Consider the following 13,683-nt stretch of genomic DNA (forward strand, 5'->3'; position numbering starts at 1 on the left):
ACGCCGGAGGTCAGCCCGGCAGGGAGAATTCTGTTTTGCGGGGGGCGGAAGTCGGAGGCGATCGCGGGTCCAGGGCGAGGTTGGGGGCCGGGGGCCCGCCCTCCGGTCCAGGCTCGCGCAATTCGCGGCCATGGAGAGCGAGAGCCTCCAATGCGGACGAGCGGTCAGGTGCACCAGGTATCAGGTAGCGCGAATCGTCCCTGCGGTCGGACCCCCAACCCCCAACCTCATCACGCCGTCGTTCGGGGCGGAGCGGAAATGTCGAGGGTTCGAGCGCCGTTGGCCTGGACCGGAGAGCGGGTGCCCGGACCCCCGTCCCGCCCTGTCACTCGCAGCGACCGCGAAGCGGCCCTAGCCCTCGCCCCTCACTCCCAGTAGCCGACCGCCACGTAGGCGTCCTGTCCCGGCACGCGGCGCGCCATGAGGCGGCCGTTGTCGATCTTCTTGGTGCTGGGATTCGCCCAGCGGTATTCGACGAGCGACTCGCCGGAAGCCTTCACGTTGGCGATCGTCTCCTGCACGAACGGCTTGCCGGAGGCATCGCGCGCCTCGATCATCGCCTTGCCGGCGAGGCGCGGGTTGTCGGCGTGCGCAAGCAGCGTGCCGCCTTCGAAGTTGACCAGCACCACATAGGCGTTGCCACGTTTCCACTTGCCACCGGCATTGAATTCGGTGGCTGCGGCGGCGAGGCCCTTGCTCACGACGGTGGCGTGGGCGTCGGCCAGCATGGCTTTCGCTTCGGCCGTGTCGGCTGCGGCGACGGCGGCGGATGCGGACAGGACGACCGCGGCTGCGGCCCGGATCAGGTGCTTCATGGTTCCCTCCAACGACTTTTCGTGCGGCCGGCGGTGACGGCCGCGGCTCTCGGAAGGAATGTATCTCGATGTAAACAAACGCCGCGTGAACAAAGTGGCACCGGCGACGGTTCCGTGCCGCCTTTACCGTGCGGCCGTCACTGCGGCTTGAGGTTCGCTGCCTTCGCGATCTGCGCCGCCGAGTCGATCTCGGCGCGGATGTACGCGTTGAAGGCCGCCGGCTCCATCAGGAAGGGGTCGGCCCCCAGCTTCACCAGCCGTTCCTTCACTTCGGGCGACGCGAGCGCCTTGGCCGCTTCTTCGTGCAGGCGCTTCACCATCGCGGGCGGCGTTGCCGCGGGCACGATCATGCCGACCCAGAAGGTGTAGTCGGACCCCGGCACGCCCGCTTCGACGGTCGTCGGCACGTCGGGCAGGGCGGGCGAGCGCTGCGCCGTGCTGACGGCCAGCGCCTGCAGCTTGCCGTCCTTGATCAGCGGCAAGGCCGACGACAGCGGCGCGAAGAAGAAGTCGTTGCGGCCGCCGATGACGTCGGTGATCGCTTCCGGCGTGCCCTTGAAGGGGACATGCTGCGCGTCCACGCCGGCGCGCAGCCGGAACTTCTCGGCGTTCATGTGCGTCGCGCTGCCGAGGCCGGCCGACGCGAAGTTCAGCTGGCCGGGGCGTGCCTTCGCGGCCGCGACGAGGTCGGCGACGCTCTTCCAGCCGCGCGCGGGCGACACCACCAGCACGTTGGGCAGCGCGGCGAGCGGCGTGACGCCCGTGAGGTCCTTGAGCGTGTCGTAGGGCAGGTTCGGGTAGATCGCCGGGTTGAGCGCGTGCCCGGACGAGTGGATCAGGATCGTGTGGCCGTCCGCCTCGCCGCGCGCCACCTGTGCCGCGCCGATGGTGCCACCGGCGCCCGGCCGGTTCTCCACCACCACCGGCTGGCCCAGGCCGCGGGCCATGGCTTCGCCGACCGTGCGCGCGATGATGTCCGTGCCGCTGCCGGCGGTGAAGGGCACCACCAGCTTGACCGGCTTGTTGGGGAAGGCCGCCTGGGCCAGGGCGCCGCCGGCCAGCAGGGCCGCCGCGAGGGTGGCGAGGATCCGTTTCATGCCTTGTCTCCTTGGGGTGGGAAAGGATGCGGACGGTGTCGCGGCTCAGGACTGCAGGCCGTCGTCCACCTTCACGTTCTCGGGCTTCAGCTCGAGCCCCGCGTCCTTCGCGGTCTCGGCCAGCAGCACGGCGAAGTCGATGTCCTCGTAGCCCCGGCCCACCATGCGCGCGACGGACTCGCGCGTGGCGGCGGCGGCCGGCATGGCGACGCCGTGCGCCTTGGCCGCACCCATGCCGAGGTCCATGTCCTTGAGCAGCAGCCTGGGCGTGAAGGTGACCTGCTCGAAGGTGAGGTTGGTCAGCACCGGCGTCTTGTAGCGGGTGTACATGGAGCCCAGCACCGAGTCGTTGATGCTCTCCAGGAACACGTGGCGCGGGATGCCGGCTTTCTCCGCCAGCACCGTGATCTCGCACAGGTTCTGGATCACCACGCCGAACATCGTGTTGTGGGCGATCTTCCAGATGCGGGCCAGTTCGCCCTCGCCCACCCACATGGCCTTGCGGCCCATGGCCGCGAGGTAGGGTTGTGCCCGCTCGTACAGGGCCTTCGGGCCGGACGCGACGATCAGCAGCTTGCCGGCTTTCGCGACCTTCGCGTTGCCGGACACGGGGGCGCACAGGTAGGCAACACCGAGGCCCTCGAGCCGCGCGCGGATCTCCGCCGAACCTTCCTGCGAGATCGAGGAGCTGTCGACCACCACGCGCGGCTGCGTGGAGCCGGTGACCAGGCCGGCTTCACCGAACAGCACCTCCTTGAGGTCGTCGGTGGTGGACACCATGGTGAAGACCACCTCGCAGGCGGCGAGCTCGGTCTTCGCGCCGGCGATCGTCGCACCGTACTCCACCAGCGGCTCCGCCTTGCTGCGCGTGCGGTTCCAGACCGTCACCCCATGCCCGGCCTGCAGCAGCCGCTTGACCATCGCCTCGCCCATGCGGCCGAGGCCGATCCATCCGATCCGGTTCGCCATTCCTTGTCCTCCGATGACAGGCCTGGCGCAGTGTCCGGCGGCCGGCGCAAGGCGGCAAGCCGGCCGGCTGGAATTCACTTTTCCGGCGCTTGCAACGGGAGCGCCCCCCGCCCCGGCCCTCCCCCGGAGGGGGAGGGAGAAATGCAGGTCAGACGCGTTCGAGGATCACGGCGATGCCCTGGCCGACGCCGATGCACATGGTGCACAGCGCATAGCGGCCGCCGCCGGCGTGCAGCTGGTTGACGGCGGTGGTGGCCAGGCGCGCGCCCGAGGCGCCGAGCGGGTGGCCCAGGGCGATGGCGCCGCCGTTCGGGTTGACGCGGGCGTCGTCGTCCTTCAGCCCCAGCAGGCGCAGCACGGCCAGGCCCTGCGCCGCGAACGCCTCGTTCAGTTCGATGACGTCGATCTGCTCCAGCTTCAGCCCGGTCAGGGCCAGCACCTTCTGCGTGGCCGGCGCCGGGCCGATGCCCATCACGCGCGGCGCGACGCCGGCGGTGGCCATGCCGACCACGCGCGCACGCGGCGTGAGCCCGTTCTTCGCGGCGGTGGCCTCGTCGGCCAGCAGCAGCGCGCAGGCGCCGTCGTTCACGCCGCTGGCGTTGCCGGCCGTGACCGTGCCGTCGGGTTTCACGACGCCCTTGAGCTTGGCCAGCGCCTCCAGCGAGGTCTCGCGCGGATGTTCGTCCTGCTTCACCACGAGGGCCTCACCCTTGCGCTGGGGAATCGTCACCGGCGTGATCTCGGCGTCGAAGAAGCCGCGCTTCTGCGCCGCCACGGCCTTGAGCTGCGAGGCCAGCGCCATGCGGTCCTGCGCCTCGCGCTCGATCTTGTAGTCGACCGCCACGTTCTCCGCCGTTTCCGGCATGGCATCGACGCCGTACATCTCCTTCATCAGCTTGTTGACGAAGCGCCAGCCGATGGTGGTGTCGTACACGGCGTTGGTGCGGCTGAAGGCGGACTCGGCCTTGGGCATGACGAAGGGCGCGCGGCTCATGCTTTCCACGCCGCCCGCGATCATCAGCGTCGCTTCGCCGGACTTGATCGCCCGCGCCGCGCTGCCGACGGCGTCGAGGCCCGAGCCGCACAGGCGGTTGATGGTGGCGCCCGGCACGTCGATCGGCAGCCCGGCCAGCAGCGACGCCATGTGCGCGACGTTGCGGTTGTCCTCGCCGGCCTGGTTCGCGCAGCCGTAGAAGACGTCCGTCACGGCCTGCCAGTCGACCTTGGGGTTGCGCGCCATCAGCGCCTTGAGCGGGATCGCGCCGAGGTCGTCGGTGCGCACCGAGGAAAGGGCGCCGCCGTAGCGGCCGAAGGGCGTGCGGATGGCATCGCAGATGAAGGCTTGGCGGGTCATGTGGGGGCTCCGGTGGGGTTCAGGCCGCGAGCGGCAGGCCGATGAGTTGTTCGAGTTCCGCGCGGGAAAGGCCGTCGACGGCGTCGACGAGCTTCAGCCCTTGCGGCGTGCATTCCAGCGTACACAAGTCGGTGTAGATGCGCTTCACGCAGGCGACACCGGTGAGCGGATACGTGCAGCGTTCCACCACCTTGCTTTCGCCCTGCCGGGTGAGCAGGTCCATCATCACCCAGGTCTGCTTGGCGCCGATGGCGAGATCCATGGCGCCCCCGACGGCGGGGATGGCGCCCGGTTCGCCGGTGCTCCAGTTGGCGAGATCGCCGGTGGCGGACACCTGGAAGGCGCCCAGCACGCAGATGTCGAGGTGGCCGCCGCGCATCATCGCGAAGGAGTCGGCGTGGTGGAAGTAGGCGCCGCCCGGCAGCAGCGTCACGGGCTGCTTGCCTGCGTTGATCAGGTCGTAGTCTTCCCGGCCTTCGGCGGGGGCGGGCCCCATGCCGAGGATGCCGTTCTCGCTTTGCAGGATCACTTCGCGGCCGGCGGGGATGTGGTTGGCAACCGTCGTCGGCATGCCGATGCCGAGGTTGACGTAGGCGCCGTCGTGGATGTCCTGCGCCACGCGCGCGGCGAGCTGGTCCTTGGTGCGTCGGGTGTACGGCATCACGCGGCCTTCCGGAACCCGCCGGCTTGCGTGGCGACGCGTGGGATCTTCACGATCCTGCTGACGTAGATGCCGGGCGTGACCACCGCTTCGGGGTCGAGCTCGCCCAGTTCCTTGATGTCGTACACGGTGGCGACCGTGTGCTTCGCCGCCGTGGCCATCACCGGCCCGAAGTTGCGCGCGGCCTTGCGGTAGACCAGGTTGCCCCAGCGGTCGCCGGCTTCGGCCTTGATCAGCGCGACGTCACCGTGGATCGGGTACTCCAGCACGTAGGGCTTGCCGTCGATCACGCGGGTCTCCTTTCCCTTGGCGAGTTCGGTGCCGTGGGCGGTGGGGCAGAAGAAGGCGCCGATGCCCGCACCGGCCGCGCGCATGCGCTCGGCGAGGTTGCCCTGCGGCACGAGCTCCAGCTCCAGCTTGCCGCTGCGGTAGAGCGCGTCGAACACATGGCTGTCCACCTGGCGAGGGAAGCTGCAGATGATCTTGCGCACGCGGCCGGCCTGCAACAGCGCGGCGAGGCCGTGGTCGGCGTTGCCCGCGTTGTTGTTCACGACGGTCAGGTCCTTCGCCCCCTGTTCGATCAACCCATCAATGAGCTCGCCCGGGATGCCCGAGGTGCCGAAGCCGCCGATCAGGACGGTGCTGCCGTCCCGGACTCCGGCCAGCGCCTCCGCGATGGAGGCGGCGATCTTGTTGACCATGCGCGATCCTTCTGTTCGTATGTCGAACAAGTGTTCGTATAATGAATTCTACATGCCCACCTCCCACCCCACCGACCTGCGCCCCGGCGACGCCTACGTGCAGTCGTTCGCGCGCGGCCTGGAGGTGATCCGATCCTTCAGCGCGGCGGCCCCGCGCCAGACGCTCACCGAGGTCGCCACGCGCACGGGGCTCACGCGCGCCGGCGCGCGGCGCATCCTGCTGACCCTGCAGTCGCTCGGCTACGTGCAGAGCGACGGCAAGCTGTTCGCGCTGACGCCGCGCATCCTGGACCTGGGTTTCGCCTACCTCTCCTCGATGCCGATGTGGAACGTGGCCGAGCCGCTGATGGAAGCCCTGGTGGAGGAGGTGAAGGAATCGTGTTCCGCCGCGGTGCTGGAGGGCGGCGACATCGTCTACGTGCTGCGCGTGTCCACGCGCAAGATCATGCGCAACACGCTGGGCATCGGCTCGCGCCTGCCGGCCTGGTGCACGTCGATGGGCCGCATGCTGCTGGCGGGCCTGCCGGACGACGAGGTGCGCGCCTTGCTGCACGCAACGCCGCTAGAGGCGCGCACGCGGCACACCCTGACCGACGTCGACGCGGTGCTGGCGAAGGTGCAGCAGGCCCGGCGCCAGGGCTGGTGCCTGGTGAACCAGGAGCTGGAGGAAGGCCTGGTGTCCATGGCGGCGCCGGTCACGGACCGTGCGGGCCGCACCATCGCGGCGATCAACATCAGTGGGCAGGTGAACCGGACGTCGGCGCGGGTGATGCAGGACACGATGCTCGCGCCGCTGCGCGAGGCCGCGCGGGCGATCTCGCAGCGGGTGGTGGGGGCATAAGCCCTGAACGCCCTGGATCCCCGCCCGCGCGGGGATGACGAGATTCAACCCAGGTCGCGCAGCCTCTTGTCCTGCCGCTGCACGAGGAAGCGGATGTCGTCGAGGTCCTGCGCCGACAGCTTGGGCCCCGGCTTGCGGACCATGGCCGAAGCGATGACGCCGCGCTCCTTGAACAGGTGCTTGCGCACGGCCAGGCCCACGCCGGCCTGCTGCTCGTAGCGCGCCAGCGGCAGGTAGGCGTCGAACAGGTCGTGCGCGCGGTCGCGCTCGCCGCGCGCATGCGCCGCCACCACGTCGACCATCATCTCCGGATACGCGAAGCCCGTCATCGCGCCGTCGGCGCCGCGCGTCAGCTCCTCCGGCAGGAACAGGCCGCCGCCATTGCCGGTGAGGATGGAGACGCGCTGCAGCTCGCCCTTGTCGCTGGCCGCGCGGATCGCCGACAGCTTGGCGAGCCCCGGCCAGTCCTCGTGCTTGAGCATCACGCAGGTCGGCGCGTTCTTCAGGATGCGCAGGATGACGCCCGGCGACATCTGCACGCCGGTGGACACCGGATGGTCCTGCAGCACCCACGGCACCTGCGGCCCCACGGTCTCGCTCACCATGTCGAAGTACGCGACGATCTGGTCGTCGGTGCGCACGGTCGGCGGCGGCGCCACCATCACGCCGGCGGCGCCGAGGTCCATCACCGCGCGCGTGAGCTCGCCCATCGGCGCGAAGCCGGGGGCCGAGGCACCGACGACCACCGGCACGCGGCCGTTGACGCGTGCCAGAACCTGCCGCACGAAGGTCCGCGATTCCTCGGCCGTGAGCTTGGTCGCCTCGCCCATGATGCCGAGCACGGTGAGGCCGGTGACGCCTTTCTCCAGGCAGAAATCCACCATGCGGTCGGTGCTGGCGAGGTCCAGCGCGCCGCTGTCGGTGAACGGGGTGACGGTGATGAGGTAGACGCCCTTGGCGTTTCGGTCGAGTGTGTTCATGGGGAGCTCCGGAGTGCGTCGTCCCCGTGGCGGCGGGGACCCAGGGCGCCCTGGATTCCCGCCTGCGCGGGAATGACGGGATGGTCTACGCGGTTTGCGGCTGGGGGCGCATGTACTGTACGGCGAGGACGGCGACGACGACGGCGATGCCGGCGACGTCGGCGATCCAGCTCGGATAGGCCAGCGCGAAGCCGGCCGCGATGAGGAGCCAGCGCTCCGCCACGTTCGTCCTGCGCAGGGCCCAGCCCTGGAAGCCGGCGGCCAGCGCCGCGATGCCGATGGCGGCCGTGACGGACACCTCCGCGATGGACCACCAGTTCGCCGTCGCCAGGGCCTTGGTCGACCCCATCAGCAGCAGGCCCTGCCCGCTGGATTCCAGCACGAACATGAAGGGCAGCAGGAAGGCCGGCATCACGTACTTCCAGCATTGCAGCGTGGTCTTGTACGGATCGCCGCCGGTGATGGCCGCCGCCGCGAAGGGCGAAAGCGCCGTCGGCGGCGACACCTCGGACAGCACCGCGTAGTAGAAGATGAACATGTGCGCGGCGTACTCGGGCACGCCCAGCTTGATCAGCGCCGGCGCGGCGATCACCGCGCAGATGATGTAGGAGGCCGTCACCGGCACGGCCAGCCCGACGATCCACACCACCAGCGCAGTGAAGACGGCGGTGAGCAGCAGCGAGCCGCCGGCGTAGTCGATCACGATCGAGCTGAACTTCAGGCCCAGGCCCGTCAGCGTGACCACGCCGACGATGATGCCGGCGCCGGCGCAGGTCGCCGCGACGTTCAGCACGCCGATCGACCCGCCTTCGAGCGCCTTCACCAGCGGCCACTGGCCGATGCGGCGCAGCGCCTCGCCGCGGAAGAAGTCGTAGGGGACCAGCGCCGTGTCGCGGCGCAGCAGGCTGGTGGCGAGCGATGCCACCGTCGCCCAGAACACCGACATCACGGGCGAGAAGCCCACCAGCATGAAGACGACGATGGAGATGAGCGAGAGGAAGTGGAACCAGTACCTGCGCGTGAGGTTCCACACCGAATCGACCTTCTCGAACACCGCCTCGTGCATGCCGTACTTGCGCGCGTCGATCTCCACCATGAGGAACAGCGCGAAGTAGAAGAGGACGGTCGGGATCACCGCCATCAGCAGCACGTCGAGGTACGAGATCTTCAGGAACTCGGCGATCAGGAAGGCGGCGGCGCCCAGCACCGGCGGCGAGATGATCGCGCCCAGGCCGCCGGCCGAGAGCAGCCCGCCCGCGGCGTTGCGCTCGTAGCCCACCTTCTGCAGCATGGGATAGGCGACGGAGCCGAGCGTGACCGTCGTCGCGACGCCGGAGCCCGACGGCCCGCCCAGCAGGAAGGAGGCGAGCACCACCGTGCGGCCCGCGCCCGTCGGCTTGCCTCCCATCGCGGAGAACGAGAAGTCCAGGTAGAACTTGCCGGCGCCCGAGTACTGCAGGAACGCGCCGAAGATGGTGAACAGGATGATGAGCGTGGAAGACACGTCCAGCGCCACGCCGAAGATGCCTTCGAGCGTCATGTACATCACGCCGACCAGGCGGCCCACCTCGTAGCCCTTGTGCGTCCAGGGCGCGGGCAGCCAGGGGCCGGCGAGCGCGTAGGCGATGAACAGGCTGCACACGAACGGCATGATCCAGCCCGAGGTGCGGCGCATCGCCTCCAGCACCAGGCCGACCAGCACGATGCCGAAGAAGATGTCCCAGGGCAGCGGCGTGGTGTTGCGGTCGGTGAGGTCGTCGCCGCCCTGGATCAGGTAGGACGTGACGGCGACGGCCAGCGCCACCATCGCCCAGTCCCACCACATCACGCGGTGGCGGAAGCGCCGCGCCACCGGGAACACCAGGAAGCACAGCGCGAGCACGAAGGCCAGGTGCGTGGAGCGCAGCGTCTGCGCCGGCACGATCCCGTAGGCGGAGTAGAGATGCCAGCCGGACATCACGACCGCCAGCGCCGTCACCAGCGCCGCCAGCCAGCCCTTCAGCCTGTTGGCGGCGCCCTCCTCCTGCTCGATGTACTCCTCGGCCTTCTGCAGCGCCGCCGCGTCGATGTCGGCGCTCAGCTGCGCGCGCTCCGCCTGGTGGTCAGACATGCGGCCGTCAATTCAGCTTGATGCCCTTTTCCGCGAAGTACTTGACGGCACCCGGGTGCCACGGGATCGGCGAGGCGTCCTTCTTCTGGTTCTCGTACCTGAAGTTCTCGGCTTCCTTGTGCACCGCGACCATGTCCGGCTTCTTGTCGAAGATCGTCTTGACGATGTTGTAGGCCGTCTTCTCGTCCATGTTCTGGTGCGCGACCAGGATGTTCATGACGGTGGCCTGCTTGTTGTCGCCGTCCATGCCCTTGTAGATGTCCTTGCCGATCGTGTCCTGCACGTACAGGTTGCCGTACTTCTTGTTCATGGCGGGCACCAGCTCGGCATGGTCGATCATCTTGATCTTGGTGCCGGGCGTGTTCGCCAGGTCGGACACCGCCGCCGTCGGCAGGCCGCCCACCCAGAAGAAGGCGTCGATCTTGCCGTCCTTCAGCGCATTCACGGACTCCGCGACGCTCAGGCGCTCGCGCTTCATGTCCTTGTCCTTGTCCAGGCCGGCCGCCTCGATCAGGCGGAACGCCATGACTTCGGTGGCGCTGCCGGGCGAGCCGGTGGAGACGCGCTTGCCCTTCAGGTCGGCGAACTTCGCGACGCCCTTGCCCTCGATGCTCACCAGGTGCATGCGGTTCGGGTACAGGACCATCAGCGTGCGCACCGGGACCTTGTTGCCCTTGAACTTGTCCTCGCCCTCGTACGCGTCCAGCGCGGCGTCGCTCATGCTGAAGCCCACGTAGGGCTTGCCGGTTCCGATCAGCTTGAGGTTGTCGACCGAGCCGCCCGTGACCTCCGCCGTGGCCGACATGCCGGGCACGTGCTTGGACAGCACGGCCGCGAGGCCGCCGCCCATGGGGTAGTACACGCCCCCGGTGCCGCCGGTGGCGATGGAGATGTTCTGCGCCTGCGCGGCGGCGGCGAGGCCGAGGCCGGCCGCGAGGGCGAGCAGGACGGTGCGGATGGATTTCATGCGTGTCTCCGAAGTAGAAAGCACTCACCCGGCACGATGGGCCGGGGCCGGGTCATTCTGGCAGTGGGTCCGGTCCCCGCCGCTAGGGCTTTCCAGCACTCCGGGAAAAGGTGGCGTGCTAACCTGAACGGCATGTTCAACCCGTCCCAGGAAGACGTGCGCCGCTTCTTCTGCAGCGTGCACGCCAAGGCCCGCGCCGGGCAGGTGCTCGATGCGCTGGAGACGCTGGCCAGCGGCTGGCTGCGGGAGCACCCGGAGTACGACCCCGAACTGGCGGACGCCGAAGCCGCCGTGGCCCGCGTCTACGACGGCTCGGACGGCAGCAGCAACCCGTTCCTGCATCTCTCCATGCACCTGTCGATCAGCGAGCAGTGTTCCATCGACCAGCCGCGCGGCATCCGCCAGGCCGTGGAACTGCTGGCCGCGCGCCGCAACTCGCTGCACGACGCGCACCACGAGGCGATGGAGTGCCTGGGCCAGATGCTGTGGGAAAGCCAGCGCGCCGGCCGGCCGCCCGACGGGCAGGCGTACGTGGAGTGCGTGCAGCGGCGGGCGACGAAGTAGCGCAGTCTCGTCATCCCCGCGAAGGCGGGGATCCAGGGCGCCCCCAAGAAAAAAGCGGCCCGCGGGCCGCTTTCCTGGAAGCTCTGGGTTCCCGCCTTCGCGGGAATGACGGCCCTTTACCGGAACCGCGGCTCCGGCTTGATCGTCAGCTCGCTGTCGAGGCCGGCCATGTAGTTGGCCAGCGCCTTCAGTTCGGCGTTGGAGTACTGCTTGGCGATCGCGCCCATCACGCCGTTGTTGCGGCCGACGGCGGGGTTGTTCTCGGTCTTGTACGCCTTCAGCGCGACGAACAGGTAGTCGGCGTGCTGGCCGGCGATCTTCGGGTAGCTGGGGTCGATCGGCTTGGCGAAGTTGGCGCCGTGGCAGGAAGCGCAGGCGGCCTTCTGCAGCAGCGCGGTGACCTGCGCATTCGGCTCCTTCGAGGGCTTGTCGGCGACCTGCTTGCCGGCGCCGTGCGACTCGTACCAGGCGGCGATGTCGGTGATGTCCTGGTCGGTCAGCGATTCGGCGATGCCACGCATCGTGGGGTGCTTGCGGTCGCCCGTCTTGTACGCGTTCAGCGCCGCGGCGATGTACTTGGCGCTCTGGCCGGAGATCTTGGGGACCTTGTAGACCTCGGGGAAGCTCGCCTGGTAGCCGACGATGCCGTGGCAGCCGATGCACATGGCGGCCTTGGCTTCGATCGACTTGGCGCCGGCGGGCGCCGGGCGCTTGGCGGAAGCGGCGGCGGCTTCAGGCGTGCCGGCGGCCGGCGCGGCAGCGGCGGGCGCCTGGGCCGCGGGGGCCGAGGCGGCGGGGGTTTGCGCCTGGGCCAGACCGGTCGCACAAGCGACAGAGAGGGCGAAAAGCGTCGACAGCAACTTGTTCATTTTGCGCGCACAATCTGACGAGGTCAGTTTCTTTCGATCAACCGGCGATTATAGGGGGCCCGCCCCCGCGCCCCATCCCACCCCCTCCTCCCATGAAGTTCCAAGGCTCCCAGAACTACGTCGCCACGCAGGACCTGATGCTGGCGGTCAACGCCGCCATCACGCTCAAGCGCCCGCTGCTGGTCAAGGGAGAGCCCGGCACCGGCAAGACGATGCTGGCCGAGGAGGTGGCGGAGGCGCTGCACATGCCGCTGCTGCAGTGGCACATCAAGTCGACCACGAAGGCCCAGCAGGGCCTGTACGAGTACGACGCGGTCAGCCGGCTGCGCGACTCGCAGCTGGGCGACGAGAAGGTCAAGGACATCCACAACTACATCGTCAAGGGCGTGCTGTGGCAAGCCTTCACGGCGGACCAGCCGGTGGCGCTGCTGATCGACGAGATCGACAAGGCCGACATCGAATTCCCCAACGACCTGCTGCGCGAGCTGGACCGGATGGAGTTCTACGTCTACGAGACGCGCGAGCTGGTCCGCGCGAAGCACCGGCCGCTGGTGTTCATCACCTCGAACAACGAGAAGGAGCTGCCCGACGCCTTCCTGCGCCGCTGCTTCTTCCACTACATCAAGTTCCCGGACGCCGACACGATGAAGCAGATCGTGGACGTGCACTTCCCCGGCCTCAAGAAGGAACTGCTGGGCGCCGCCCTCAAGACCTTCTATGACGTGCGCAACCTGCCCGGCCTGAAGAAGAAGCCCAGCACCTCCGAACTGCTCGACTGGCTGAAGCTGCTGGTGGCCGAGGACATCCCGATCGACGCGCTGCAAAGCAAGGACGACAAGGTCGCCGTGCCGCCGCTGGTGGGCGCCCTGCTGAAGAACGAACAGGACGTGACCCTGTTCGAGAAGCTCGTGTTCATGCAGCGGCACAACCGCTGACGCGGCCGTGGACAAGATGCTGGCCGAAGGACTCACCGACGCGGCGGGCTTCGTCGCCGGCGGCCTGCTGGGTTTCGCGCTCGGTCGCGTGCTCGGCTGGGACATCTTCGCCACGGGCGGCGCCGCCATCGCCGGGATCGTCTTGTGCGGGCTGGGCGGCGGCGCCGGCGTGCACCTCGCGCGCCGCTGGCGCGCCCGCCGCCAGGGAGCCAAGTGATGCGCAAGCCCGAACCCATCGTCCTGCAATCCGCCGCCGTGCGCCTGGAGCCCATCACCTCCGACCACGCGGCTGCGCTGGAAGGCGCGGCCCGCGACGGCGAGCTGTGGAACCTGCGCATCACGTCGGTGCCGGCGCCGGGCGAAACCGTGGCGTACATCGAGACCGCGCTGCGCGGCCAGGCGGACGGCCACATGCTGCCCTTCGTGGCGGTCGATACCGCATCCGGCCGCGTGATCGGCACCACCCGGTACCACGACATCGTGCCGGCCGTGGAGCGCCTGGAGATCGGCTACACCTGGTACGGCAGGAGCTGGCAGCGCACGCACGTCAACACCACCTGCAAGCTGATGCTGATGACGCACGCCTTCGAGGTGCTGGGCGCGAAGCTGGTGGGCTGGCGCACCGACAACTACAACTTCGCCTCGCAGCGCGCGATCGAGCGCCTCGGCGCCCGCAAGGATGGCGTGCTGCGGCACCACGCTCTGCGCCGCGACGGCACGGTGCGTGACACCGTGATGTACAGCCTGGCGGCGGGCGAATGGCCGGAGGTCAAGGCGCATTTGCAGGACCAGCTCGCCAAGCCGCGCGCGTAGGGGAGAT

Annotated in this window: 15 protein-coding genes; 5 read left to right on the top strand and 10 right to left on the bottom strand. The window is 69.0% G+C overall.

The genetic code is table 11. The features are described 5' to 3' along the window. Window positions 1–365: 365 nt before the first annotated feature. The 6 genes from IM787_RS03575 to IM787_RS03600 all read right to left on the bottom strand — a co-directional run bounded on the left by IM787_RS03575 (window position 366) and on the right by IM787_RS03600 (window position 5,597). Complete coding sequence (locus IM787_RS03575) at window positions 366–815, bottom strand: cache domain-containing protein (protein WP_193675250.1); 450 nt, start codon at window positions 813–815, stop codon at window positions 366–368. A gap of 137 nt (window positions 816–952) precedes the next feature. Continuing rightward, the gene (locus IM787_RS03580) at window positions 953–1,912 is read right to left on the bottom strand and encodes a tripartite tricarboxylate transporter substrate binding protein (RefSeq protein WP_193675251.1); all 960 of its coding nucleotides are present in this window, start codon (window positions 1,910–1,912) and stop codon (window positions 953–955) included. A 45-nt stretch (window positions 1,913–1,957) separates the two neighbouring features. Next, a complete protein-coding gene (locus tag IM787_RS03585) occupies window positions 1,958–2,881 on the bottom strand; it encodes an NAD(P)-dependent oxidoreductase (RefSeq protein ID WP_193675252.1) in 924 nt (307 codons plus the stop codon). A gap of 148 nt (window positions 2,882–3,029) precedes the next feature. Further along, a complete protein-coding gene (gene pcaF, locus IM787_RS03590; protein WP_193675253.1) occupies window positions 3,030–4,235 on the bottom strand; it encodes a 3-oxoadipyl-CoA thiolase in 1,206 nt (401 codons plus the stop codon). A 19-nt stretch (window positions 4,236–4,254) separates the two neighbouring features. After that, window positions 4,255–4,896: a 3-oxoacid CoA-transferase subunit B gene (locus IM787_RS03595; protein ID WP_193675254.1), complete on the bottom strand. Its 642-nt coding sequence runs from the start codon at window positions 4,894–4,896 to the stop codon at window positions 4,255–4,257. Beyond that, entirely contained in the window at window positions 4,896–5,597 is a 702-nt protein-coding gene (locus IM787_RS03600) for a 3-oxoacid CoA-transferase subunit A (RefSeq protein ID WP_193675255.1), read from the bottom strand. Before IM787_RS03600 ends, IM787_RS03595 begins: the two co-directional genes overlap by 1 nt. Window positions 5,598–5,649: 52 nt before the next feature. On the opposite strand from IM787_RS03600, the gene IM787_RS03605 reads away from it, so the two are divergent. Beyond that, a complete protein-coding gene (locus IM787_RS03605) occupies window positions 5,650–6,438 on the top strand; it encodes an IclR family transcriptional regulator domain-containing protein (RefSeq protein ID WP_193675256.1) in 789 nt (262 codons plus the stop codon). Window positions 6,439–6,482: 44 nt separating this feature from the next. Here the strand turns inward: IM787_RS03605 and IM787_RS03610 are convergent, their stop codons facing one another. The 3 genes from IM787_RS03610 to IM787_RS03620 all read right to left on the bottom strand — a co-directional run bounded on the left by IM787_RS03610 (window position 6,483) and on the right by IM787_RS03620 (window position 10,495). Continuing rightward, on the bottom strand, window positions 6,483–7,418 hold the full coding sequence (locus tag IM787_RS03610) for a dihydrodipicolinate synthase family protein (RefSeq protein ID WP_193675257.1): 936 nt from the start codon (window positions 7,416–7,418) through the stop codon (window positions 6,483–6,485). An 85-nt stretch (window positions 7,419–7,503) separates the two neighbouring features. Then, window positions 7,504–9,528, bottom strand: a complete 2,025-nt coding sequence (locus IM787_RS03615; RefSeq protein WP_193675258.1) for a TRAP transporter permease — start codon at window positions 9,526–9,528, stop codon at window positions 7,504–7,506. 7 nt (window positions 9,529–9,535) lie between these two features. Next, on the bottom strand, window positions 9,536–10,495 hold the full coding sequence (locus tag IM787_RS03620) for a TAXI family TRAP transporter solute-binding subunit (RefSeq protein ID WP_193675259.1): 960 nt from the start codon (window positions 10,493–10,495) through the stop codon (window positions 9,536–9,538). A 132-nt stretch (window positions 10,496–10,627) separates the two neighbouring features. On the opposite strand from IM787_RS03620, the gene IM787_RS03625 reads away from it, so the two are divergent. After that, the gene (locus IM787_RS03625; protein ID WP_193675260.1) at window positions 10,628–11,059 is read left to right on the top strand and encodes a DUF1841 family protein; all 432 of its coding nucleotides are present in this window, start codon (window positions 10,628–10,630) and stop codon (window positions 11,057–11,059) included. 116 nt (window positions 11,060–11,175) lie between these two features. Here the strand turns inward: IM787_RS03625 and IM787_RS03630 are convergent, their stop codons facing one another. Further along, entirely contained in the window at window positions 11,176–11,928 is a 753-nt protein-coding gene (locus tag IM787_RS03630; protein ID WP_193675261.1) for a c-type cytochrome, read from the bottom strand. Window positions 11,929–12,020: 92 nt separating this feature from the next. On the opposite strand from IM787_RS03630, the gene IM787_RS03635 reads away from it, so the two are divergent. From IM787_RS03635 to IM787_RS03645, 3 genes are read left to right on the top strand one after another with little or no spacing between them, the layout of a single operon-like run. Further along, window positions 12,021–12,863: an AAA family ATPase gene (locus tag IM787_RS03635; RefSeq protein ID WP_193675262.1), complete on the top strand. Its 843-nt coding sequence runs from the start codon at window positions 12,021–12,023 to the stop codon at window positions 12,861–12,863. Window positions 12,864–12,879: 16 nt separating this feature from the next. Then, window positions 12,880–13,080 (top strand): hypothetical protein, encoded by a 201-nt coding sequence (locus IM787_RS03640; protein ID WP_193675509.1) that lies wholly within the window; start codon window positions 12,880–12,882, stop codon window positions 13,078–13,080. Then, on the top strand, window positions 13,080–13,676 hold the full coding sequence (locus tag IM787_RS03645; protein ID WP_193675263.1) for a GNAT family N-acetyltransferase: 597 nt from the start codon (window positions 13,080–13,082) through the stop codon (window positions 13,674–13,676). The genes IM787_RS03640 and IM787_RS03645 overlap by 1 nt, the downstream gene beginning before the upstream one ends. Window positions 13,677–13,683 lie beyond the last annotated feature (7 nt).

Source organism: Ramlibacter pallidus (assembly GCF_015070875.1).
Lineage (GTDB): Bacteria > Pseudomonadota > Gammaproteobacteria > Burkholderiales > Burkholderiaceae_C > Ramlibacter > Ramlibacter pallidus.